Annotated in this window: 25 protein-coding genes; 12 read left to right on the plus strand and 13 right to left on the minus strand. The window is 70.5% G+C overall.

Annotated elements, in window-relative coordinates:
* Nucleotides 1-13: 13 nt before the first annotated feature.
* The 3 genes from ACZ7M7_RS08705 to ACZ7M7_RS08715 form a co-directional block, all read right to left on the minus strand.
* A complete protein-coding gene (locus tag ACZ7M7_RS08705) occupies nt 14-514 on the minus strand; it encodes a thiol-disulfide oxidoreductase DCC family protein (RefSeq protein WP_472114271.1) in 501 nt (166 codons plus the stop codon).
* 37 nt (nt 515-551) lie between these two features.
* Complete coding sequence (locus ACZ7M7_RS08710) at nt 552-959, minus strand: hypothetical protein (RefSeq protein ID WP_383613760.1); 408 nt, start codon at nt 957-959, stop codon at nt 552-554.
* 134 nt (nt 960-1,093) lie between these two features.
* Entirely contained in the window at nt 1,094-1,504 is a 411-nt protein-coding gene (locus ACZ7M7_RS08715) for a VOC family protein (protein WP_383613763.1), read from the minus strand.
* Between the two features lie 68 nt (nt 1,505-1,572).
* Here ACZ7M7_RS08715 and ACZ7M7_RS08720 point away from each other — a divergent pair, with 68 nt between their 5' ends.
* A complete protein-coding gene (locus tag ACZ7M7_RS08720) occupies nt 1,573-1,965 on the plus strand; it encodes a hypothetical protein (RefSeq protein WP_472114274.1) in 393 nt (130 codons plus the stop codon).
* Between the two features lie 168 nt (nt 1,966-2,133).
* Here ACZ7M7_RS08720 and ACZ7M7_RS08725 read toward each other — a convergent pair whose 3' ends face one another.
* The 5 genes from ACZ7M7_RS08725 to ACZ7M7_RS08745 form a co-directional block, all read right to left on the minus strand.
* Entirely contained in the window at nt 2,134-2,895 is a 762-nt protein-coding gene (locus tag ACZ7M7_RS08725) for a succinate dehydrogenase iron-sulfur subunit (RefSeq protein WP_383613769.1), read from the minus strand.
* Nucleotides 2,895-4,649: a succinate dehydrogenase flavoprotein subunit gene (gene sdhA, locus ACZ7M7_RS08730; protein WP_383613772.1), complete on the minus strand. Its 1,755-nt coding sequence runs from the start codon at nt 4,647-4,649 to the stop codon at nt 2,895-2,897. The genes ACZ7M7_RS08725 and sdhA overlap by 1 nt, the downstream gene beginning before the upstream one ends.
* Nucleotides 4,650-4,670: 21 nt before the next feature.
* Nucleotides 4,671-5,153 (minus strand): succinate dehydrogenase hydrophobic membrane anchor subunit, encoded by a 483-nt coding sequence (locus tag ACZ7M7_RS08735; RefSeq protein WP_328879757.1) that lies wholly within the window; start codon nt 5,151-5,153, stop codon nt 4,671-4,673.
* A 5-nt stretch (nt 5,154-5,158) separates the two neighbouring features.
* Nucleotides 5,159-5,539 carry a succinate dehydrogenase, cytochrome b556 subunit gene (gene sdhC, locus ACZ7M7_RS08740; protein ID WP_079052045.1) on the minus strand — a complete coding sequence of 127 codons (381 nt, stop codon included), beginning with the start codon at nt 5,537-5,539 and terminating at the stop codon, nt 5,159-5,161.
* A 253-nt stretch (nt 5,540-5,792) separates the two neighbouring features.
* The gene (locus ACZ7M7_RS08745) at nt 5,793-6,332 is read right to left on the minus strand and encodes a 2-oxo-4-hydroxy-4-carboxy-5-ureidoimidazoline decarboxylase (protein WP_383630177.1); all 540 of its coding nucleotides are present in this window, start codon (nt 6,330-6,332) and stop codon (nt 5,793-5,795) included.
* 225 nt (nt 6,333-6,557) lie between these two features.
* On the opposite strand from ACZ7M7_RS08745, the gene ACZ7M7_RS08750 reads away from it, so the two are divergent.
* The 3 genes from ACZ7M7_RS08750 to ACZ7M7_RS08760 all read left to right on the plus strand — a co-directional run bounded on the left by ACZ7M7_RS08750 (nt 6,558) and on the right by ACZ7M7_RS08760 (nt 9,489).
* The gene (locus tag ACZ7M7_RS08750) at nt 6,558-8,159 is read left to right on the plus strand and encodes a beta-N-acetylhexosaminidase (protein ID WP_383613857.1); all 1,602 of its coding nucleotides are present in this window, start codon (nt 6,558-6,560) and stop codon (nt 8,157-8,159) included.
* Nucleotides 8,160-8,247: 88 nt separating this feature from the next.
* A complete protein-coding gene (locus ACZ7M7_RS08755; RefSeq protein ID WP_383613778.1) occupies nt 8,248-8,751 on the plus strand; it encodes a hypothetical protein in 504 nt (167 codons plus the stop codon).
* A gap of 117 nt (nt 8,752-8,868) precedes the next feature.
* Complete coding sequence (locus ACZ7M7_RS08760) at nt 8,869-9,489, plus strand: hypothetical protein (RefSeq protein ID WP_383613781.1); 621 nt, start codon at nt 8,869-8,871, stop codon at nt 9,487-9,489.
* 86 nt (nt 9,490-9,575) lie between these two features.
* On the opposite strand, the gene ACZ7M7_RS08765 is transcribed toward ACZ7M7_RS08760, so the two are convergent.
* Nucleotides 9,576-10,037, minus strand: a complete 462-nt coding sequence (locus ACZ7M7_RS08765; RefSeq protein WP_472114281.1) for a DUF1877 family protein — start codon at nt 10,035-10,037, stop codon at nt 9,576-9,578.
* A gap of 166 nt (nt 10,038-10,203) precedes the next feature.
* On the opposite strand from ACZ7M7_RS08765, the gene ACZ7M7_RS08770 reads away from it, so the two are divergent.
* A complete protein-coding gene (locus tag ACZ7M7_RS08770) occupies nt 10,204-10,587 on the plus strand; it encodes a hypothetical protein (RefSeq protein ID WP_472114285.1) in 384 nt (127 codons plus the stop codon).
* Between the two features lie 70 nt (nt 10,588-10,657).
* Here ACZ7M7_RS08770 and ACZ7M7_RS08775 read toward each other — a convergent pair whose 3' ends face one another.
* Nucleotides 10,658-11,533, minus strand: a complete 876-nt coding sequence (locus ACZ7M7_RS08775) for a septum formation family protein (RefSeq protein WP_472114288.1) — start codon at nt 11,531-11,533, stop codon at nt 10,658-10,660.
* A gap of 253 nt (nt 11,534-11,786) precedes the next feature.
* Here ACZ7M7_RS08775 and ACZ7M7_RS08780 point away from each other — a divergent pair, with 253 nt between their 5' ends.
* From ACZ7M7_RS08780 to ACZ7M7_RS08795, 4 genes are all read left to right on the plus strand, one after another.
* Nucleotides 11,787-12,404 carry an RNA polymerase sigma factor gene (locus ACZ7M7_RS08780; RefSeq protein ID WP_383613792.1) on the plus strand — a complete coding sequence of 206 codons (618 nt, stop codon included), beginning with the start codon at nt 11,787-11,789 and terminating at the stop codon, nt 12,402-12,404.
* 273 nt (nt 12,405-12,677) lie between these two features.
* Entirely contained in the window at nt 12,678-13,499 is an 822-nt protein-coding gene (locus tag ACZ7M7_RS08785; protein ID WP_472114291.1) for a PT domain-containing protein, read from the plus strand.
* A gap of 358 nt (nt 13,500-13,857) precedes the next feature.
* Nucleotides 13,858-14,520 carry an RNA polymerase sigma factor gene (locus ACZ7M7_RS08790; protein WP_383613796.1) on the plus strand — a complete coding sequence of 221 codons (663 nt, stop codon included), beginning with the start codon at nt 13,858-13,860 and terminating at the stop codon, nt 14,518-14,520.
* Nucleotides 14,520-15,647, plus strand: a complete 1,128-nt coding sequence (locus ACZ7M7_RS08795; protein ID WP_472114294.1) for a hypothetical protein — start codon at nt 14,520-14,522, stop codon at nt 15,645-15,647. The genes ACZ7M7_RS08790 and ACZ7M7_RS08795 overlap by 1 nt, the downstream gene beginning before the upstream one ends.
* Before the next feature lie 202 nt (nt 15,648-15,849).
* Here the strand turns inward: ACZ7M7_RS08795 and ACZ7M7_RS08800 are convergent, their stop codons facing one another.
* Nucleotides 15,850-16,710, minus strand: coding sequence for a L,D-transpeptidase family protein (locus ACZ7M7_RS08800; RefSeq protein WP_472114298.1), 861 nt, complete (start codon nt 16,708-16,710; stop codon nt 15,850-15,852).
* A 176-nt stretch (nt 16,711-16,886) separates the two neighbouring features.
* Between ACZ7M7_RS08800 and ACZ7M7_RS08805 the strand changes: the two genes are divergently transcribed.
* Both ACZ7M7_RS08805 and leuE read left to right on the plus strand, forming a co-directional pair.
* Nucleotides 16,887-18,467: an acyl-CoA mutase large subunit family protein gene (locus tag ACZ7M7_RS08805; protein ID WP_472114301.1), complete on the plus strand. Its 1,581-nt coding sequence runs from the start codon at nt 16,887-16,889 to the stop codon at nt 18,465-18,467.
* A gap of 66 nt (nt 18,468-18,533) precedes the next feature.
* Complete coding sequence (gene leuE, locus ACZ7M7_RS08810) at nt 18,534-19,181, plus strand: leucine efflux protein LeuE (protein ID WP_453824708.1); 648 nt, start codon at nt 18,534-18,536, stop codon at nt 19,179-19,181.
* Here the strand turns inward: leuE and ACZ7M7_RS08815 are convergent, their stop codons facing one another.
* On the minus strand, nt 19,182-20,579 hold the full coding sequence (locus ACZ7M7_RS08815; RefSeq protein WP_472115188.1) for an FAD-dependent oxidoreductase: 1,398 nt from the start codon (nt 20,577-20,579) through the stop codon (nt 19,182-19,184).
* 97 nt (nt 20,580-20,676) lie between these two features.
* On the opposite strand from ACZ7M7_RS08815, the gene ACZ7M7_RS08820 reads away from it, so the two are divergent.
* Nucleotides 20,677-21,327 (plus strand): TetR/AcrR family transcriptional regulator, encoded by a 651-nt coding sequence (locus ACZ7M7_RS08820; protein ID WP_472114304.1) that lies wholly within the window; start codon nt 20,677-20,679, stop codon nt 21,325-21,327.
* A 13-nt stretch (nt 21,328-21,340) separates the two neighbouring features.
* Here ACZ7M7_RS08820 and ACZ7M7_RS08825 read toward each other — a convergent pair whose 3' ends face one another.
* Nucleotides 21,341-22,270, minus strand: a complete 930-nt coding sequence (locus ACZ7M7_RS08825) for a class I SAM-dependent methyltransferase (RefSeq protein ID WP_472114307.1) — start codon at nt 22,268-22,270, stop codon at nt 21,341-21,343.
* Nucleotides 22,271-22,462 lie beyond the last annotated feature (192 nt).

The following is a 22,462-nucleotide window of genomic DNA, read 5'->3' on the forward strand; positions in this document are numbered from 1 at the left end:
CTCGGCACCCGCCTCACCGCGTGGCGCAGGTGCCGCTCTCACAGCCCGGCGGCTCGTACGTCCAGCCCCGGCTCGTGTCGTACGCCCATCCGTCCGGACGCCGGTAACTCCGCCCGCCCCGGCCTGTCCCGTCCCACTGCGCCCCTCGCCACTTGGCGGCGGCGAGCACGGCTCCCTTGGCGAGCCGTGCCCCCGACGGAGTACTGAGGCGATGTGCGAGCGGCCGGTGCTCGCGCAGGGCCCACAGGGTGACGATCCAGGCGGCGCCGCCCCGGTAGACCTGCCCCGCGTCGCCGACGACGGTGATCTCGGCGAGGGTGGCGCTGTGGTCGAGCCCGGGGTAGCGCCGCCGTGCCTCGTCGGACCCGGCGGCCACGAAGTCCAGCGGCACCAGCTGGGGCTGCCGTACGAGCCAGTCGTGCAGGAAGGTGCACAGGGAGCACTGGGCGTCGTAGAGGACGGTCAGGCGGCGGACCTGAGACCTGGGCGTGTCGGTCGCGACGCGGTCCGTCATGGCGTCCGTCCCGCTCGTCGCCTCGCCGGGCATCCGCTCACGCCCCGGCTGTCGGAGCGACCCAGTCCTGCGGCGCGACCGGCGGCGTCTGCTCCCGCTCCATGACACTGCGCCGCCGGATCTTGTTGAGCACGTAGACGTTGCCCAGGTGCATCACGCCGAGCACCAGCAGCACCACGCCGAGCTTGGTCGACAGGGCCTCGAAGACCCCGCGAACGTCCACGACGGTGTCGTCGTCGCTCAGGTACAGGGCGACGAAGCCGAGGTTGACGAGGTAGAAGCCGACCACCAGCAGGTGGTTCACGGCGTCGGCGAGCTTCTCGTTCCCGCGCAGCACGTCGGCGAGGAAGATCCGTCCGTTGCGGCTGAGAGTGCGGGCCACCCAGATGGTCAGGGCGATGCTGACGACCAGGTAGATGACATAGGCGATGACCGTGCGGTCCATGACGCCTCCCCCTCCTTGAACACGTTCAAAAAGCTGACAGTGATGACTTTAGAGCTGTCTTTGAACGTGTTCAACTCAATAGCGTGAGGCCTGCGTCACGCACCACGGCAGGGCGCTGCCCGCCGTGACTTCGGTCAGGGGCGGCGCCCGAGCATCGGTCGTTTGGAGTAGTCCGTGAACCCGACGACGTTCCCCCAGGGATCGGCGATCTCGACCGTCCAGCCGGTGGCCACCGAGGCCGGCTCGTCGAGCAGCACGATGCCCACGTCGCACAACGCCCGCGCCGCCGCACGCGCGTCCGGCACCTCCAGCCATACGCGCGCGGAGGGCCAGGGTGGTGGCCGGTACGTCAGTCCTTCCTCGGTGCGCAGCAGGATCCCGGGCGTCTCGCCGCCGACCTTCAGCCCCGCGATCCCGGCCTCGTCGAGCCGGAACCCGACCGCGAACCCGGCGCGCTCGTAGAACGCGAGGGCCTCGGCGAGGTCACCGACCGGCAGCAGCACGTTGTCGAACCCGAGCAGTTCGTACGACTCGTCATCTGACATACCGTCAGGGTAAGGCGATGATCGGCGAGAACCGGTGATTGTCAGTGGTGACTCGTACCGTCGTCGTCATGGGAATCGTGACGTTCGTCGACGAGACGACCAGCGGGGGCCGCAGCGACGGCTGGGGGCTCGAGATCGCCGAGGAGCGGCTCACCGTGCGCGAGTTGATCCGGCGCCGGGTGTTCCAGGAGGTCGCCGAGTACAACGCGCGCACGCCGGAGGTCTTCCAAGGGCTCGTGCAGCCAAGGGACGTGGAGCGCGTGCTGAACGGCTATGCGGTGCGCACCCGCCGCCGGATGGACCCCGAGACCCGGACCGACCAGGCGCTCAAGGCCTTCGCCGGCAACGGATTCCTCGTGCTCGTCGGCGACCGCCAGGTCACCGACCTCGACGACGAGATCGAGCTCGGGCTGGGCCCGGAGATCACGTTTCTGAAGCTTGTACCGCTGGTGGGTGGCTGATGACCGAGTCGCTCGCGTTCGCCGAGATGGCCGACGGCCACTGGGGTCACGAGCTGCTGTAAAGGGCGCACGGGCGCGGCGCAGCGTGTTCCGCCGTGCATACCCGAACACCACAGGGCCCCGTTCCCGAAGTGACGGAAACGGGGCCCTGATGTGGACCTGGGAGGGTCAGAAGCGCCGAGTGATCAGCGCCTTCTTGACCTCCGCGATCGCCTTCGTGACCTCGATGCCGCGCGGGCAGGCGTCCGTGCAGTTGAACGTCGTGCGGCAGCGCCACACGCCGTCCTTGTCGTTGAGGATCTCCAGGCGCTGCTCGCCGGCCTCGTCGCGCGAGTCGAAGATGAAGCGGTGCGCGTTGACGATGGCGGCGGGGCCGAAGTACTGGCCGTCGTTCCAGAAGACCGGGCACGAGGACGTGCAGGCGGCGCACAGGATGCACTTCGTCGTGTCGTCGAAGCGCTCACGGTCCTCGGCCGTCTGGAAGCGCTCGCGCGTCGGCTCGTTCGTGTCCTTCGTGATGAGGAAGGGCATGACGTCGCGGTACGCCTGGAAGAACGGCTCCATGTCGACCACGAGGTCCTTCAGGACCGTCAGGCCCTTGATGGGCTCGACCGTGATCGGCTTCTCGGGGTTGATGTCCTTGATCAGCGTCTTGCAGGCAAGGCGGTTCTTGCCGTTGATCCGCATCGCGTCCGAGCCGCAGATGCCGTGGGCGCAGGAGCGGCGGAAGGTCAGCGTGCCGTCGACGTCCCACTTGATCTTGTGGAGGCCGTCGAGGACGCGCTCCTTCGGGTCGATCTCCAGCTCGAAGTCTTCCCACACGGCCTCAGCGGAGACTTCCGGGTTGAAGCGGCGGACCCGGAACGTGACCGTGATGTACGGGGAGGCCGTGGACTCCGCCTCGACCTTGTCCATAACGGGGGTTGCCATCAGTACTTACGCTCCATCGGCTGGTAGCGGGTCTGGACGACCGGCTTGTAGTCGAGACGAATGGACTCCGTGCCGTCGTCGCCGACCTCGCGGTACGCCATGGTGTGGCGCATGAAGTTGACGTCGTCGCGGTTCGGGTAGTCCTCGCGGTAGTGACCGCCGCGGGACTCCTTGCGGGCCAGGGCCGAAACCGCCATGACCTCGGCGAGGTCCAGGAGGTTGCCGAGCTCGATGGCCTCCAGCAGGTCCGTGTTGAACCGCTTGCCCTTGTCCTGGATCGAGACGTTCTTGTAGCGCTCGCGCAGCTCCGCGATCTTCTCGACCGCCGTCTTGATCGTCTGCTCGGTGCGGAACACCATGACGTTGGCGTCCATGGTCTCCTGCAGCTCCTTGCGGAGCGTGGCCACGCGCTCGGTGCCGGTGGAGGTGCGCAGGCGCTCGACCTGGTCGATCACCAGCTCCGAGGGGTTCTCCGGCAGCTCCACGAAGTCCGCCTTCTGGCTGTACTCCGCGGCCGCGATGCCGGCCCGGCGGCCGAACACGTTGATGTCCAGGAGGCTGTTCGTGCCCAGCCGGTTCGCGCCGTGGACGGACACGCAGGCGACCTCGCCGGCCGCGTACAGGCCCGGGACCACCGTCGTGTTGTCGAGCAGGACCTCACCCTCGACGTTCGTCGGGATGCCGCCCATGGCGTAGTGCGCGGTGGGCTGGATCGGGATCGGGTCCGTGTACGGCTCGATACCGAGGTAGGTGCGCGCGAACTCCGTGATGTCGGGCAGCTTCGCGTCCAGCTGCTCCGGCGGGAGGTGCGTGAGGTCCAGGTAGACGTGGTCGCCCTCGGGACCGCAGCCACGGCCCTCGCGGATCTCCGTGTAGATGGAGCGCGAGACGACGTCACGGGACGCGAGGTCCTTCATGACCGGCGCGTACTTCTCCATGAAGCGCTCGCCGTCCTTGTTGCGGAGGATGCCGCCCTCACCGCGGGCGCCCTCCGTCAGCAGGATGCCCATGCGCCAGATGCCGGTCGGGTGGAACTGGAAGAACTCCATGTCCTCCAGCGGCAGACCCCGGCGGTACACGGCCGCCTGGCCGTCACCGGTCAGCGTGTGCGCGTTCGACGTCACCTTGAAGAACTTGCCGGTGCCGCCGGACGCGTAGATCACGGCCTTCGCCTGGAAGATGTGGATCTCGCCGGTCGCCAGTTCGTAGGCGACCACGCCGGCGGACCTCTTGACGCCGTCCACCTCGGTGATCAGCTGGTCGAGGACGTAGAACTCGTTGAAGAACTCCACGCCCTCCTTGACGCAGTTCTGGTACAGCGTCTGGAGGATCATGTGGCCGGTGCGGTCGGCCGCGTAGCAGGACCGGCGGACCGGGGCCTCGCCGTGGTTGCGGCTGTGACCGCCGAAGCGGCGCTGGTCGATGGTGCCGTTCGGGGTGCGGTTGAACGGCAGGCCCATCTTCTCCAGGTCGAGGACCGAGTCGATGGCCTCCTTCGCCAGGATCTCGGCGGCGTCCTGGTCGACCAGGTAGTCACCGCCCTTGACCGTGTCGAAGGTGTGCCACTCCCAGTTGTCCTCCTCCACGTTGGCGAGCGCTGCGGCCATGCCGCCCTGCGCGGCGCCCGTGTGGGAGCGGGTGGGGTACAGCTTGGTCAGCACGGCGGTGCGGCTGCGCTTCGTGGACTCGATGGCCGCGCGCATGCCCGCGCCACCGGCGCCGACGATGACGGTGTCGTACTTGTGGATCTTCATGGTGGTTCCTCAGCCCCGTGCCTAGCGGATGTTCGGGTCGAAGGTGAAGATCACCAGCGTGCCCAGCAGGATGGTGAACACCGTGGCGGTGTAGAGCAGGCCCTTCAGCCACAGCCGGGTGTTCGCGCGCTCCGCGTAGTCGTTGATGACCGTGCGCAGGCCGTTGGCGCCGTGCAGCATCGCGAGCCAGAGCATCAGCAGGTCCCAGACCTGCCAGAACGGGGACGCCCAGCGGCCCGCGACGAACGCGAAGCCGATCTTGGACACGCCGCCGTCCAGCACGAGCTGGATCAGCAGGTGGCCGATGACCAGGACGACCAGCACGACGCCGGACAGGCGCATGAAGAGCCAGGCGGCCATCTCGAAGTTGCCCCGCGTGGACTTCGGGGTCTTCTTGGTGCGCTGGCGCGGTGCCTCGATGTAGGGGGCCGGGTTGTCGACGTTGTAGAGGGACTCGCCCTCGACCGGGCCGATACCGGTGGCGGTCTTCTCAGTGGTGGACATGCGCGTCAGCTCCCGAACAGTTCACGAGCGGCGTGGCCGAGGACGGGGTAGATCGCCCCGAGCATCAGCACGACCCACAGGCCGACGACGGACCAGAGCATCTGCTTCTGGTAGCGCGGGCCCTTCGACCAGAAGTCGACAGCGATGACACGCAGGCCGTTGAGCGCGTGGAACAGGATGGCGGCGACGAGGCCGTACTCCAGCAGCGCGACGATCGGCGTCTTGTACGTGGCTACGACCTTGTCGTAGTCCTCGGGGGAGACACGCACGAGAGCGGTGTCCAGCACGTGAACGAACAGGAAGAAGAAAATGAGGACGCCGGTGACTCGGTGAGCCACCCAGGACCACATTCCTTCCCGGCCGCGGTACAGCGTTCCAGCCGGCACGGAAGTTCCTCCGGGAGCGGGGATTGGGGCCGCGCCGGCTTGTGCTGTCGGTCGGGCCCGGCCGGGTACGGTCCACCGGCCCTCAGCATCGTATCCACGTGGCGCCGCGCAGCTGAGCGGGGGGCTGCGTATGTGATCAAAGTGGCACGCGGATGGGGTATTGGCGGCCAATGCGATGGAATGTTCGGTTATCCATCGGGTGTGGCGCCGTTGACGCTGGTCGCGCGCCCGCGCGGCCGTGGTCGCGCATCGACTACAGCCCCGCGCCCCTGAGGGAATCGAGCAACCGCCCCTTCGCCAGGCGGCGCAATTCCTCCGCCGCGACGACGCGTTCCTCCTCAGGATCGTTCGTCAAACGTGACCGGATTCCCGCCAGTGCCTGGTCCAGGGCCTGGGTCGGCGACAGGTTGTCCACGCAGATCACGAACGCGTGGCCGAATTTGGCCTCGTATGCGGCATGCGCGGCGCTGAGTGCCGTATGGGCCGCCCCGTACACACCCTCCGGCAGCACCGGCAACGTTTCTCCTGCCAGGGCCTGCGCCAGATCGCCCGGAGCCAGGTCGTAGGCCGCCTCGTCGGACGCGGCCAGCAGGGACTCGACGTCGGGGTACGGGCGGTGGTCGGTGAGGCGGTCGGCCCAGCGGGGGCTGTGCAGGCAGGTCAGGAGGACGCGCCGGACCGCGTCGGCAGGGGCAGCGTTGAACGCCTCCAGCGCGTCCGGGGACGGTGGAGTGCGGGTCTGCTCGGGCAGCGACGGTATGGCGACTCGGCCAGGAAGGTGTGTGGGCGTCACGTGGTTTCGACAGGAGATTTTGGGGGAGGAGTGGCGCCACGTTACCGAGTGTGGACGTGAGGTGTCCGACGGATGCCCGAATTTCAGTCGAACGGGAGAGTTTCGGAACGCTCGCTGGACGGCGGCCGGACGGCGGGCTGAGTCCATAGGGCCTACGTTGGCCATGTGAGCCAGCACAAACACAGGCGCCGGGCATCGGCCAGGAGGACGCTGAAGCAGACGTGGGTGCTGATCGTCGCCGTGGTCGTCGTGACGGTCGGGGCCGGGGTGAGCCTCGGACTCCTGGCCACCGGCGACGACGGATCGTCGGCGCAGTCGGAGCAGCGGCGGTCGGGGCCGGGGACCGGCGAGGCCGCCTCGAGAGGGGCGACGACCCCGACTCCTTCGCCCACCCGGTCGTACCCGCTCTCGAAGGCCCCCCGCACCATCCCGGCCGTGACCTCCCACACCGCCGCCCGCGGGCCCGGCTGGCGTCCCGCGCAGGGCGAGCGGGTCGTCGTGAGCGATGCGGGCCTGGCCGACGAGGGCCGGCTCATCGCCGGTGAGCTGGGGCTCAAGTACGCCGGCGAGAAGGACGACGTGCGGGCCGGGGACGTGCGGCTGGCCCTGAACGACGACGAGGGTGCGGACCCGGAGTCGTACGCCATGACCGTGCGCGGCGGGCGGGTGACCATCAGCGGGCCCGGTGAGGCGGGGGTCTTCTACGGGACCCGGACGCTCAAGCAGGAGGTCCATGACGGGGGTACGGCGCCGGAGGGCGTCGTGCGGGACGAGCCCGCCAAGCCGGTGCGCGGGTTCATGCTCGACATGGCCCGCAAGTACTTCACCGCGGACTGGATCGAGGACCGGGTGCGGGAGCTCGGCGACCTGAAGTACAACCAGCTGGGGCTGCATTTCTCCGACGACCAGGGATTCCGTATCGAGTCCGAGTCGCATCCCGAGATCGTGTCCCAGCAGCATCTGACCAAGGCCCAGGTCCAGAAGATCGTCAAACTGGCGCAGAGCCGGCACATCCAGATCGTGCCCGAGATCGACTCGCCCGGGCATCTGGGCGCCGTCATCGCCGCGCACCCCGATCTTCAGCTGCGCAATGTCAACGGGGTGGCGACCCGGGGCGCCATCGACATCTCCAAGCCCGAGTCCGCCGAGATCGTCGACGACCTGCTCAACGAGTACGTCGGCCTCTTCCCCGGCAACCAGTGGCACCTCGGCGGTGACGAGTACCAGGCGCTGGTCGTCTCCGACCCCCAGGCGTCCTACCCGCAGCTCGCCGCCGCCGCCCGGGAGGCCTACGGCTCCGGCGCCACCGTCGCCGACCTCGCCACCGGATGGCTCAACGACCGCGCCGACACCGTCCGCGCCCACGACCGCACCCCCCGTGCGTGGAACGACGGGTTCTTCCGGGACACCTCCGTCCAGCCGGACAAGGACATCCAGGTGGCGTACTGGACGGGCAAGGAGATCGGCGCCCGGCTGCCCGAGGAGTATCTGAGCACGGGTCGGAAGGTCATCAACTACAACGACGAGTTCCTCTACTACGTGCTCGGGGAGCCGCAGACCTTCGTCTATCCGACGGGTCAGCGGATCTACGAACAGTGGACGCCGCGCGTCCTGCGGGGCACGGCGCCCGTGCCGGCCAAGTACGACGACCAGATCCTCGGCGGTTCCTTCGCCGTGTGGTGCGACCTCGCGAACTCGCAGACACAGGACCAGGTCGCGGCCGGGATCCGGATGCCGCTGCGGGCGACGGTGCAGAAGCTGTGGGACGCGGGTGAGCCGGAACTGTCGTGGGCCGAGTTCAGGGCGCTCGCCGACCGGCTGGACTGAGCCCCGGATTGGCCGATACGGCTGCGAACCCCCGTGCGACTGTGGTGTATTCGGCCCGAGCCGTACCTAACAGCCAGGGGGAACCGGAATGGGGTACTGGGGGTACTTCGTCGTGGGCCGCGGGGAGCGGCCGCTGGCGGAGCTGGACGCGCTGGCGGGCGCCGAGGGGATGACCCTGCGGGCGGAGGCGCCCGGCGGGTGGCAGGTGTGGGAGTACCCGAGCAGCGGCGCCGACGTCGGGAGCATGAACGCCCTGGCCCTGGAGACGGGGGCGCCCGCGCTCTTCGGGTACGTCATGGACAGCGACTGCGTGGTGGTGGAGGCGGCGGCGCCGGAGAGCGGGGCCTGGACGACGTGTCTCGCGCGCGGCGCGATGGCCGGGTACCTCGGCGCCGGAACCGAAGGGCTCACGCTCGAGGACTACTTCCTCGAACCCCCCGACGCCGCCGAGCGGGCCGTCGCCTGGGCCGCCGAGGCCGGGCACGAAGTGAACGCCGAGTCGCTCGTCGCCGTACTCACCGCTGATGCGGACCCTTTGGCCGAAAACCTCTTCTTCCGGCTGCTCGACCGGCTGGGCGTCGTGCCCCTGTGACACTCACGGGCCGTCGCACGCAGTAAGGGGAAGTGCGGGCTCCGTAAAGGATGGCGCTCGCCAGGGTTCTGTGCGGGGACCCCGACCCTCAGGAATGACCCGCTTAGGGAGGCGTGGATGAGCCTGGTGGAATTGATCGCTCAGGCCGACGAACGCGGACTGGCCGCCAGCGGGTTGGCTTGTTTGGATCGGTGCGTGCCGCTGCTCGGCGGTGACGACGAGGTGCTGCGGCCGCTGTGGGCGAACCTCGCGGACGGCGGGGACTCCGCCGCCTGGGGCGAACTGCTGGAGCAGGTACGCGCGAAGCTCGGCGTCGCCGATGTCATGGACGACGAGGACGTCGAGGACGAGGCCGCCCTGCTCGCCCGGCGGATGCTGGCCGCGGCCCCGGCCGTACGGTCCGCCGCCGAGGCACGGATCTGGGCCGACGCCTGCTCCGTCGCCTCGCTGCAGATCCACCGGCTCCTCGACCCCGCGGAGGACGACGCGTCCTCGGCCGACGCCCTCCCCGAGGCGCTCAGCTCGGCCCGCGCGGAGGGGCCCTCCGCCTCAGCCGGGGGCCGTACGCAGGGCATGTCGCCGCTCGTCGCCGCCGAACTTCGCCGCCAGATCGGCGTCCTGGAGATTCTGGCCGGGCATGGCGCGAGCGGGTTGCGCCGGGCGCTGGAGGTTTCGACGGAGGGGCGGCGGGTGCTGCGGGCGGTGGTTTCCCGGCGTGCGCGGACGCTCCGCGGGTAGTTCCGGGTGCGGGGTGGTGCGGGTGCGTTGGGGCTTGTCGCGCAGTTCCCCGCGCCCCTTCTTGCGGCGTTGGAGGCATGGGACCTTCATCGCAGGAGGCACTTCACCACCGCGTCGCCGTACTCCGCGGTGCGGGTGTAGAAGGCCGTCAGGTCGCGGTGGGCGGCCGCGAGGATGGTGCGCACTTCCGGTTCGAGAGGGACTGTGGTCTGCAGTGGGCGCCACAGTGCCTCGAAGTCGGTCGATCCGAGGTAGTCGGCCACACGGGTGACCTGAGCCGCGGTGAGGATCAGGAACGGCGGGTGTTCCGGCACCGGGTGGTACACCGGCCGGCCGCCCAGGACCACGTCGGCCCGCGGTCCGTCCTGGACCTTCCCGGCGTAGAGGGCGTGCTGCTCGGCGTACCGCTCGTCCAGCATCTCGTCGCGGTGCCGGTCGAGCCGTCGGCGCACGGTGTCCCAGTCGTCCTGGAACAGGCGCTGGAACCAGGTTGCGCTGTTGCGCAGCGCCGGGGGCGGCACTGCTCGGAGATGGAAGTACAGGCTCATCAGTGAGTGGAGCGCACGCGAGCGGCGAAGCGTCACTCTCCCGTAAACCTGGTTCCTGGGTGAGTCCTGTGACGTTGGTGGGAGCGAGGTGGGGCGGTCCTGCACCGGTCCCGGGAAGTCGCCGGATCCGGGTGACGAATCCCAGTTCAGGCACGCTCTCCAGGGTGTGACGACTCAAGCGGAAACCAGGCCCGCAGCCGCTACCAAGCCGGTGCGGTGGGCGGCGGACGCGGTGGCGACGATGCGTGAGGGGGCGCGGCTGCGACTCGACTACTCGGCGCAGAGTCTGTGGCGGGTCGACCGGATGATCGAGGAACTGCGCCGGGAACGGACGCCGTATGCCGCCGTGGAGAACACGCTGCGCGGCCTCGGCGCATACGCCGGTGAGGTGATCGCCCGTCAGGCCGGCGCCGAGTGGTGGGCGTCGGGAGGCGACCACTGGATCCGTACGCCCGACGGTCGGCTGTGGGATCCGATGGAGGAGGCGCGGCGGTGTTTCGCGGGCGACGGGTCGCTGCGGTTGCTGTGCCGGGACGCCGTCCAGCAGTAGGCGACGGAGGGGAGACGGCCCGGCCGGGCCGCCCTGGAGGGGCGGGGTCCCGGCCGGGGCCGAGGGAGCGTCAGCTCGCCCAGACCTCCGCCTCGTCGGCCGGGACGGTGGTGGCCAGGCCCAGTTCCTTGCGGGCGGCGACCGTCTTGTTCGGGTCGATGCCGGTGAACGCCGGGTCGTAGGCGACGTAGAACGCGTCCGTGTCGGCGGCGTTCGCGGCCTTCCTCCAGTGCGCGGCCGTCTTCGTCAGGTCCGCGCGGAGCTTGCCGACCTCCGTGCCGTCGACGTCCTTCAGGCCCTTCACGTGCGCGTCGAGGGCGTCCGCCACGGCCTTGGCCTGCGCCTTGTAGCCGGCGAAGTCCGCCTCGACGGAGTCCTTTTCGGACTGGTTGGTCCACAGCGCCTCGTAGACGGCGTTCGAACCGTTCAGGTACGCGGTCTGCTCGGGCTTCGGGGACTTCGCGTTCAGCTCGCCGGCGAAGGTGCCCGACTCCTTGGTGTAGCTGCAGCTCACGGCGCGGTCGCCGGTCGCCCAGCTCTCCTGGGTCGGGGTGTAGTGGATGAGCCCGACACCCTTGGGGAGTGCCCAGGTGTCCGGGGCGAACTTCTGGGCCTCGGCCGGGCATCGCTCGTCGGCGATGGCGGCGACCGCGTCGGTGCCGGGGTACTTCGACCCTTCTTCGATCTTGAAGTCGCCGACGACCTGACCCGTGTGCGCCTCGGCGCAGGGCACGATCTCGACGAGGATCTCCGTGCCTTCGCCCTTGTTGTTCGGGTTGTAGCAGTCCCCGACGTTCAGCGAGAACACCGATCTCTGGCGGGCCACCTTCTTCGCGCCGTCCTTGGCGCTGTCGACGACGTCCGAGCATCCCACCGCACCGATCGCGAGCAGGGCGACGACGGAGGATATGCCACGAAGGGAGCGAAATGGACTGCGAGCTGACATGACGTTACATCCTCTTATGCGAACTTTATGTGGATCGCGCCGCATCGTATGCCATCCCTGTGATGGGGCTGTGTGCAGGTCGCGGCGTCTGTGACTCCCGATGGGCGGCAATGGTTGTAGCGACCGGCCGCAGGTGCGGCCCCTGTGACACTTCTGTGAGGCCGGGCGCTGTTGACCGTGGAGGGGCGTGGGAAAGGGTGGCCGCACCGTGGGGTGCGAATCCGCCGCGAACCGGTACGGACGAGGACAGTTCTTGGGCCAGGGAGGGGAACCCCGCCGCGGGCACGCGCACGACGGGGAGTTGAGCGCGGCCGTCGCGCGGGCTCAGGAAGGTGACGAGGCCGCCTTCGCGGTCGCGTACCGGCTGGTGCACCCGGGACTGCTCGGGTACCTGCGTGGGCTGGTCGGGGACGACGCGGAGGACGTGGCGTCCGACGCCTGGCTGGAGATAGCCCGGGACCTCGGCCGGTTCAAGGGGGACGGCGCCGGATTCCGGGGCTGGACCGCGACCATCGGCCGGCACCGGGCGCTGGACCATCTGCGCCGGCAGAAGGTACGGCCGCGGTCGTCGGCGCTGGAGCACGACGTACTGGACCTCCCGGGTCCGCAGAACACGCACGACCAGGCCCTGGAGTCGATCTCCACCGAGCACGCCCTCGAGCTGGTCCGGGGGCTGCCGAAGGACCAGGCCGAGGCCGTACTGCTCCGGGTCGTCGTCGGCCTCGACGGCCCCGCCGCCGCACGCGTCCTCGGCAAGCGACCCGGCGCGGTCCGGACGGCCGCGTACCGGGGGCTGAAGCGACTGGCCGAGCAGCTGGGCGTCGCAGGTGTGACGGATGACGGCCCCCGGACGCTGGGGGAATCGAAATGAACAGTGAGGGTGTCGGCGGCTGACGGGCGGCGCTTCGGCGCATCGCGCACCGGTGCCACGGCGCTTCGGCGAAGCGAGGCGACGTGTTCGGTGAGTCGAACGGGCCGTGACGGACGTACAGGCTCTTGAAGCTCGTGAGTCACAACAGCAACGAGAGTCACAACAGCAACGACAACTCACTGCAGCCACATGGGCCACGCAGGTCGCAGCGGTTGCGCAGCCAAAGGGTGGCAAAGGCCAACCAAGCAGGTCGGACAGGGACGGGAAACGGACATGGGTGAACGGCAGAGTCGCGGCGGAGACACCGGCCGTCGGCATGCGCACCCTGACGGCAGGGCAGCGGGTCACGCCTCCGGCCCGGCAGTGGCCCTCGACGCCGCCGAACTGGAGGCGCTGCTCTCCGCCGCCGTGCTGCGTGGGCACCCCGCGGACGCCGAGGGCGAGCAGCGTGCCGTGGCCGCCTTCCGTGCCGCGCGTGCCGAGGGCGCCCACGGGGCACGCACCCGGCGCCGGGACGACTGGCGGCCGCGTGCGCCGCGCCGACTGGCGCTGTCGGTGAAGACCACGCTCTCCCTGTTCGCCGCGAGCCTCACGCTGGGCGGCGTGGCGGTCGCTGCGATCGGCTCGTCCGGCTCCTCGGAGGCCCCCGGCGACGACAGGGCCAGGCCCACCCCGTCGGCCGGCGCCCCCGACCGGCCGACCGCCGCGGACCTCTCCACGGCGTCCGGCGCCGCCTCCGCCAAGCCCGGCCACCCGACCACTGCCCAGGACACCGAGGCCAGGTGCCGCGCGTACGACCAGGTCGAGGATCGTGGCAATGCCCTGGACTCGACGGCCTGGCAGCGGCTCGTCGCGGCGGCGGGCGGTGCGGACAAGGTGGACGCGTACTGCGACGAGCAGTTGGCGGGGGCGAAGGGCGGGCCGACGGACAGGCCCACGAACGGCCCGACCAACCGCCCCACGAACGGGCCGGCCGGCGAGCCGACGAACGGGCCGACGGACCGGGCTGACGAGGGCGGTGTCACCGGCAACGGCCAGAGCCAGGGCCCGGGCGACAAGGGTGAGTCCGGCAAGAGCGCCGAGAAGAAGGACTGACCCCGCACCGACGCGACGCGGGCCTTGCGCGAGACGACCGGGGCCGCCACCCCCCACAGGAGAGGCCCCGGCCGTCGCGCGGCACGGGCCGCGCGGCGGCCCGTACTTTCTACAGCGCCATGACTGCGTTTTCTGTCACACCTGGGCGAGGACATCGCGGAATCCGGGGTAGTTGCACGTTGTACGGACATGGACGAGCAGCGCTTTCAGGCCGTAACGTGCCTTTCGCGCCGGACGCGGAAGGTGTATGACCACCGCAACGACCTGCGGTTCCAGAACCGCAACCATCAATTGAGGAACCACGACGGCGAGAACCGGTCCGTGACAGCGGCACCGGCTTAGGCGCAAAAGGGGCGCAGTGCTGGGGGACGACGCGGAGCTGACCGCCGCGGTGCTTGCGGCACAGGACGGGGACGAGAGCGCGTTCCGGACTGTGTACCGCACTGTGCACCCGCGGCTGCTCGGGTACGTACGGACGCTGGTCGGCGACCCGGACGCCGAGGACGTAGCGTCGGAGGCGTGGCTGCAGATAGCGCGTGACCTGGAGCGGTTCAGCGGGGACGCGGACCGCTTCCGTGGCTGGGCCGCCCGGATAGCCCGCAACCGCGCCCTGGACCACATACGCATGCGCGGCCGCCGCCCCGCGATCGGCGGCGATGAGACGGAGCTGACCGGGAAGGCCGCCGAGTCCGACACGGCGGGGGAGGCCATGGAGGCCCTGGCCACCGACGGCACCCTCTCCCTCATCGCCCGCCTGCCGCAGGACCAGGCCGAGGCCGTCGTCCTGCGCGTGGTCGTGGGGCTCGACGCCAAAACGGCCGCCCAGACGCTGGGCAAGCGCCCGGGTGCCGTACGAACCGCCGCGCACCGGGGGCTGAAGCGGCTCGCCGAGCTGCTCGGCGACGATCCGGAATCGACCGGGGTGCTCGACGCCCTGCCTCCCCAGCGAGGAACCCGCGACCGTGCGGTGACGTCTGCGAGTGTGACGCATATGCGTGCGCGGACGCAGAAGGATGTGTGATGGCCGACGAGCAGTACAGGTGGCTGGACCGCGAAATTGCGGAGCGTTTGCTGCGCGGAGAGTCACTCGAAGCTGTCGATCCGGTCGACCGAGATCAGGCCGAACGCCTCGCCAAGACGCTTGAGGCGCTGACCGCCGAACCCCCGTTGAGCAGCACGGAACTCCCCGGAGAGGCCGCAGCGCTGGCGGCGTTCCGTGCGGCGCGCGCAGGCCGGGACACCGAGTCGGCGACCGTCGGCCAAGGCTCCGCATCCGGTGGCTCCGAGGACCGCAACGCCCCCGATGCCGGGCCCGTCGACGTCGGGCTGGTTCGTATCGGTTGCGCCGACAACGGTGTCCGCCGGCCCCGCTGGGCCCGTCCCGTACGGCTCGGTCTCGCCGCCGCACTGGCCGTCGGCATGATCGGCGGGGTTGCGGTCGCGGCCGGAACCGGAGTCCTGACATCGCCCTTCGTCGAAGACGAAGGGGGCCGCCCGGCCGCCACGGTCTCGGCACCCGCACCACCGGAACGCCCGCTCTTCTCGCCCTCGCCGGAGGGCGGCGTGCGGGGCGGACCCACTCCCGACGACGACTCGCGGGCGCCCACCGATCCGGGCACGACCGAGGGCGCCGAACCCGGCGGTCCCGCCCCGGACCGCGGATCGGCTCCTGACCGGGACAAGGCCGCCGGCGGCTGGTGGAAGGTCGTCACCGCGTACTGCCGCGACCTGAGCGACGGCAGGGACCTGTCCAACGACCGCCGCCGCGCCCTGGAGCGCGCGGCGGGGGGCTCCGAACGCGTGCGGAAGTACTGCGCGGGCGTCCTCAAGGCCGCCGGCGACGGCACCTGGGGCAAGTCGGGCGGCACGGACAGGGACCGCGACCGGGACCGGGAACGGGAACGGGACAGGAACCGAGACCGGGACGGCGACGACGACGAGGGCGACCGTGCCGATGCGCGTGGCGACGGCCGGGGCGGCCGGCACGGCGACGACGACCGCGACCACCACGGTGACCGCGGCCGTGACCGTGACGGCGGCCGTGCCGGTCACCGCACGCAAAGCGCCGCAGCAGCCCCGTCCACCGTGGTGGCACGCGCGGCGGCCCTCTTGCCGGACCGCGTCCTCACTTCCGTAACAGGTCGCTGACCTGCGGTTTTGTGATTGGTTGAAAATTCTTCGCCGCAGGGAGTGACACTTTCGGCCGCCATGGCGCTGATGTGAGTGAGCCGACTGGTCATCGGCCGTCGCACAGAGCCGGGGTTCCCCCCGTACCTACGGCTCAGTGCATCGGCGCGGGCGGGACACGTTCCCCCGGTCCCGCCCGCGCCCCACACCCACCCCTCGCGCCTCACCAGTGGACGACGACCTTGTCGCCGGTCCTCACCTGCGCGAACATCTCCGCGATCGCCCGCTCGTCCCGTACGTTGACGCAGCCGTGCGAGGCGCCCGCGTAACCCGTGGCCGCGAAGTCGGACGAGTAGTGCACCGCCTGGCCGCCGCTGAAGAACATCGCGTACGGCATCGGCGAGTCATAGAGCGTCGACACATGATGCCGTGACTTCCAGTAGACGCTGAACACACCTTCCCGGGTCGGCGTGTACTGCGACCCGAACCGCACCGGCACCGTCAGGACCGACCGTCCGTCGATCATCCAGCGCAGCGTCCGGCTCGACTTGCTGATGCACAGCACCCGGCCGGTCAGGCACCGCGCGTCCGGCGCGTCGGCCGGCTGGCCGCCCATCAGATACAGGTCCCACTTGCCGGGCTCGCGCGTCATCCGCAGCAGCCGCTGCCAGGTGACCTCGTCGGTCTTCCCCGTTCTCGGCAGTCCCCGCTTGCCCTGGAATCCCCGGACCGCCTGCTCCGTCAGATCGTCGTACGACCCGGTCGGCCCGTCGAAGAGCCAGGCGATCTGACGCAGACGGGCCTGGAGCTCGCGTATGTCACGGCCCTCGTCGCCCCGGGACCACAGCACGGCGGGTGGTGCCGCGGGCGTGGGCTTCGCGCTCGGCTTGTCGTCGGGCGGTGCCGACTTCGGGGACGGTGTGCCGCTCGGGAGCTCTATGTGCACGGGTGAGCGCCGCTCCTCTTCGCCGGAGGCCTGCACGGTGCAGCCGCACAGCACGGTCAGCGCGGCACCGCAGGCCAGCACGGCGGTCCCGCTCCCCAAGCCCCTGCCCCGTGTCCGCCCCATACCCCTGGTACGCATCCCGGCCCCCGTCGTCTCACCGCGGCCGCCCCCGACCGCCCGACCGCCCTGGTGTCACCTGAGATGTTCCCCGCACGTGACCGGTTGCGAACTACGCGGCATGGTTGGACACAGAGGTGAAGGACACCGTCCGTCTTTTGCGGGCGACAACCACGGCGACCTCGGAGGCACCCACCATGACGCGCGAGTCCGAGTCCGCAGTGCCCATCGAGCCGGTCTACGGGCCGGACGCGCTCAGCGGCTGGGACCCGGCCGAAAAGCTGGGTGAGCCGGGCTCGTACCCCTTCACCCGCGGCGTGTACCCCACGATGTACAGCGGCCGCCCCTGGACGATGCGCCAGTACGCCGGCTTCGGTACGGCGACGGAGTCCAACGCCCGCTACCGACAGCTGATCGCCCACGGCACGACCGGCCTGTCGGTCGCCTTCGACCTGCCCACCCAGATGGGCCACGACTCCGACGCGCCGATCGCGCACGGCGAGGTCGGCAAGGTGGGCGTGGCCATCGACTCGATCGACGACATGCGGGTGCTCTTCGGCGGGATCCCGCTGGACAAGGTGTCGACGTCGATGACCATCAACGCGCCGGCCGCGCTGCTGCTCCTGCTGTACCAGCTGGTGGCGGAGGAGCAGGGGGTCCCGGCGGACCGGCTCACCGGCACGATCCAGAACGACGTGCTGAAGGAGTACATCGCGCGCGGGACGTACATCTTCCCGCCGAAGCCCTCGCTCCGGCTGATCGCCGACATCTTCCGGTACTGCCAGGCCGAGATCCCGCGCTGGAACACGATCTCGATCTCCGGCTACCACATGGCCGAGGCGGGTGCGTCCCCCGCGCAGGAGATCGCCTTCACGCTCGCCGACGGCATCGAGTACGTCCGCACCGCGGTGGCGGCGGGCATGGACGTGGACGACTTCGCGCCCCGGCTGTCCTTCTTCTTCGTGGCCCGTACGACGATCCTGGAGGAGGTCGCCAAGTTCCGCGCGGCCCGCAGGATCTGGGCCCGGGTGATGCGGGACGAGTTCGGCGCGCGCAACCCCAAGTCCCTGATGCTGCGCTTCCACACGCAGACGGCCGGCGTCCAGCTGACGGCCCAGCAGCCGGAAGTGAACCTGGTGCGTGTGGCGGTGCAGGGCCTCGCGGCCGTGCTGGGCGGCACCCAGTCCCTGCACACCAACTCCTTCGACGAGGCGATCGCGCTGCCCACGGACAAGAGCGCCCGCCTCGCCCTGCGCACCCAGCAGGTGCTTGCGTACGAGACGGACGTGACGGCGACGGTGGACCCCTTCGCGGGCTCGTACGCCATCGAGCGGATGACCGACGACGTCGAGGCGGCCGCGGTCGAGCTGATGCAGCGCGTCGAGGACCTCGGTGGCGCGGTGGCGGCCATCGAGCACGGCTTCCAGAAGGGCGAGATCGAGCGCAGCGCCTACCGGATCGCCCAGGAGACGGACTCCGGCGAACGGGTCGTCGTCGGCGTCAACCGCTTCCAGCTCGACGAGGAGGAGCCGTACGAGCCGCTCCGCGTGGACCCCGCCATCGAGGCCCGGCAGGCGGAGCGCCTCGCGGAGCTGCGCGCCGGGCGCGACCGGTCCGCGGTGGACTCGGCCCTCGCCGAGCTGCGGAAGGCCGCCGCGGGGGAGGACAACGTCCTGTACCCGATGAAGGACGCGTTGCGGGCCCGGGCCACGGTGGGGGAGGTGTGCAACGCGCTGCGGGAGATCTGGGGGACGTACGTCCCGAGCGACGCCTTCTGATCCGCGCCGTCTCGCCCGCTGAAATCCGGGATCGGAATGTCGTACCCCCGTGCCACACTCCTTTCCATGTTCGGTGTCATCGACCTCCCCACCTATCTCGCGGGCCTGATTCTGATCGTCCTGCTGCCCGGTCCCAACTCGCTGTACGTGCTGTCCGTCGCCGCGCGCCGGGGCGTGCGTCCCGGGTACACCGCCGCGGCCGGTGTCTGGTGCGGGGACACCGTGTTGATGACACTGTCCGCCGCCGGCGTCGCCTCGCTGCTGCAGACGAACGCCGTGCTGTTCGGGATCGTGAAGTACGCGGGAGCCGGGTATCTGACCTGGCTGGCGATCGGGATGATGCGGGCGGCCTGGGGGATGTGGCGGGCCCGGCGCGAGGCGGTCGTCGAGGACAGCCTGGCCCCGGCCTCCGAGGAGCGGCCCTTCCGGCGGGCCTTCGTCGTCAGCCTCCTCAACCCCAAGGCGATCCTCTTCTTCGTCGCCTTCTTCGTGCAGTTCGTCGATCCGGCGTACGCCTACCCCGCGCTGTCGTTCGTCGTGCTCGGCGCCTTCGCGCAGCTCGCGAGCTTCCTGTACCTCAGCGCGCTGATATTCGGCGGTACCAAGCTGGCGGCCGCGTTCCGCAGGCGCAAGCGGCTGTCGGCCGGGGCCACTTCGGCGGCGGGGGCGTTGTTCCTCGGGTTCGCGGTGAAGCTCTCGCTCGCCGGCACCTGATCAGAGGCCGACGCGCGCGAGGTAGGCGGGCAGGCCGTCGGCAGTTCCGCCCGCCCACCCCACATACCCGTCCGGCCGGACCAGGAGCAGGCCCTTGCCGTACGACGCCTGCGCCTGCCCGCCGACCACCCGCACCGCCTCCGGCAGTTCCGGTGCCTGCGCGCCCACCGCGACCAGCGTCCAGTGCGGCCCCCGGAACGCGTCGAACAGCCGCACGCCGCCCAGCGTCCCGTCCGGCGCGCGGTCACCCGCCCGCACCGGGCCCGGCGTCGGCCGTGTCTCCCGGGTGAGCGACGACTCCCGGTACCCCAGGCCGAGCTGGCGGGTCGCCTCGCCGCGGCGCACCTGGCCGCGGTGCACGCTCGTCGACAGGCCGAGCATGTCGGCGGCGATGGGACGCCGTTCCTCCTCGTAGGTGTCGAGGAGCGCCGCGTCGGCCCGGTCCCGCAGCACCGCGCCCAGCTTCCAGCCCAGGTTGTAGGCGTCCTGGACACTGGTGTTGAGGCCCTGCCCGCCCGCCGGCGAGTGGATGTGCGCGGCGTCCCCCGCGAGGAACACCCGCCCGTCCCGGAACCGGTCCGCCAGGGCCGCGCGCGGCCGGAAGTCCGAGGCCCAGCGGACCTCCGTCACGTCTTCCGGCGCGAGGTGGGAACGCGCCGCGACCGCCTTGCGCACGCCGTCCGGTGAGACGTCCACCGACGTCCCCTCGGGGAACCGGGCCGCGACCTGGAAGTCCTCCGTGCCCGCGAGCGGGCAGATCGCGAGGAAGTCCTGGCCCTCCCCACGCGGCGGGAAGAGGTGCCAGTTGTCCCGGTCCAGGCCCGTGATCCTGACGTCCGCCACCAGTGTCGGGCTCGGGTCGACGGTCTCCCCGGTCATACCGATGCCGAGGGCCCGCCGTACGGCCGAACGGCCGCCGTCGGCGGCGACGACGTACCGCGCGCGGACGCTCTCGCCGGACGCGAAGAGAGCCGTCACGCCGTCCTCGTCCTGTGCGATCCCGACGACCTCCCGGTCGAAGGCGACCTCTCCGCCCAGCTCCGCCAGCCGCGCGAAGAGGATTTCCTGCGTCCGCCACTGCGGAACCATCCAAGGCTCGTTGTACGGCGAGTCCTCCGTGACCTCCGCCGCGTCGAACATCTGGTGCTCGCCGATCCGCCGGCCCTCCTGCCAGATCATCCCGACCGGATAGCCACCGCCCGCCGCGCGGATCGCGTCGAGGACGCCCAGGTCGTCGAAGACCTCCATGGTGCGCGGCTGGATTCCCTTGCCGCGCGACCCGGGAAAGAGCCGCTCGGCCCGCTCCACGGCCAGCGCGTCCACCCCACGCCGGGCGAGATCGATGCCGAGGGCGAGGCCGGTGGGGCCCGCGCCGACGATCAGTACATCCGTGTCCACCGGTACATCCGCATACGCGTTCATGAGCACACCCTCCTTAACGCTGTTAAGTTCCCTCGGTCACGAGCGTGCCCTTAACGGCGTTAAGCTGTCAAGCGTGAATACGGAACGCCGAGCGCCCCTGGATCGCACACGCGTCGCGGACACCGCCCTCAAGCTCCTGAACGAGGTCGGTCTCGACGGCCTGACCCTCCGGGCCATCGCCAAGGAGCTGGACGTCAAGGCGCCGGCCCTGTACTGGCACTTCAAGGACAAACAGGCGCTGCTCGACGAGATGGCGACCGAGATGTACCGGCGGATGGTCGCCGCGACGCCCCTCGACCCGGACGAGGGCTGGCGGGAGCGGCTCCTGAGGTCCAACCGCGGACTGCGCGCGGCGCTGCTCGGCTACCGCGACGGGGCCAAGGTCTTCAGCGGCTCACGCTTCACCGGCATCGAGCACGCCGAGCAGATGGAGGACAACCTGCGCCTGTTCACGGCCGTCGGCTTCGCCCTCGCCGACGCCGTCCGCGCGACCTCGACGACGTACTTCTACACCCTCGGCTTCGTCACCGAGGAACAGGGCGTCGAGCCGCTCGCGGGTGAGCGCCGTGAGGGGTACGACATAGAGCAGCGCGCCCGCCTGATGGCCGACTTTCCCTTGTCGGCTCAGGCGGGCGCGGAGATCTTCACCGACTACGACCGGCACTTCGAGGAGGGGCTGGCGGTGGTGATCGCCGGGATCGAGGCGCGGTACGGGGTCGGCTGAGCCGGGCGGCGGATCACCTCGCCCGGCGGCGGGCGTTGCGGATCGCGCGGGTGACGACCGGCGGGAGCACATCCGCGGCGAGCCTGCGGGCGCGGCTGCGGGGCGCCTTGGGGCGCGCGGGACGAGCGGCGGAGGCGGCGGGCGAGGCGGGCGCGGCGAGCTCCGCGGGGATGCTGTCCGCGTGCCGGGACGGCGGGAACGGCGGCGCCTGCGTGCCCTTGGCCTTGAGACGGATGATGCGGTGTCCGGCCGCCTGCTGGACGCTGAGGTGGCAGTCCTTGCGTGCCCGCACCATCGCCAGCAGCTCCTCCTGGACCGGCTCGGGGTCGCCCCAGGTGGCGTACAGCTTCTGGGTGCTCAGGCAGATCGGACGCAGACCACGGTTGATCACGGCCTCCCAGGTGGCTATCGCCACTCCCGGGGTGTGCTCGGAGCGGAAGTCGTCCAGGACGACCACCCCGTCGGGCAGCAGCAGGTCGTGGGCCGCGCCGATGTCCGCGTACACGTGCTCGTACAGGTGCGAGCCGTCGACGTGGACGAACCGGCAGGAGCCCGCCGGGACCTCGTCGGGCACGATCGAGCTGGGGCCCTGCAGGACGCGCGGCAGCTCGTCGTGGAAGGAGAGGTAGTTCTCCTCGAAGGCCTGCCGGGTCAGCGCGCTGTACGACTTCGCCGACTCCGCCTTGTTGGCGTCGTCCGGCGCGTCGCCCTCGAACAGGTCGCACACCGTGTAGCGCTCACCCGGCTGGAGGCGTTGGCCGGTGAAGATCGCGCTCTTGCCCATGAACACCCCGATCTCCAGCAGGTCGCCGCGCATCCCCGCGGACTGCTGCCGGTCGAGGAGCCAGTCGAAGAGCACCTGGTCGAGCGGGGGAAACCAGCCAGGGACGTCGTCAAGGGTGCGAGGGCGTCGGACGGCGGGCGTGGACTGTGTGGCTGCCATAGGCGCGAGCACTCCGTTGTGATCCTGCGAGTCGGACGGGGTACTCCGGTGTCTGCCCCGTGCGAATACGCCAAACCAGCTGTGCGATGAACGGCAGGACAACATCGCATGGTCAACGGGGGGCTCGCCGGTTTCCTGGTGGTGTACCGGGTCGCCGGGCCGTGGCAGGCCGCCCCGGACGGGGTGCCGGAC

It is taken from the genome of Streptomyces sp. NPDC111606 (assembly GCF_055656945.1).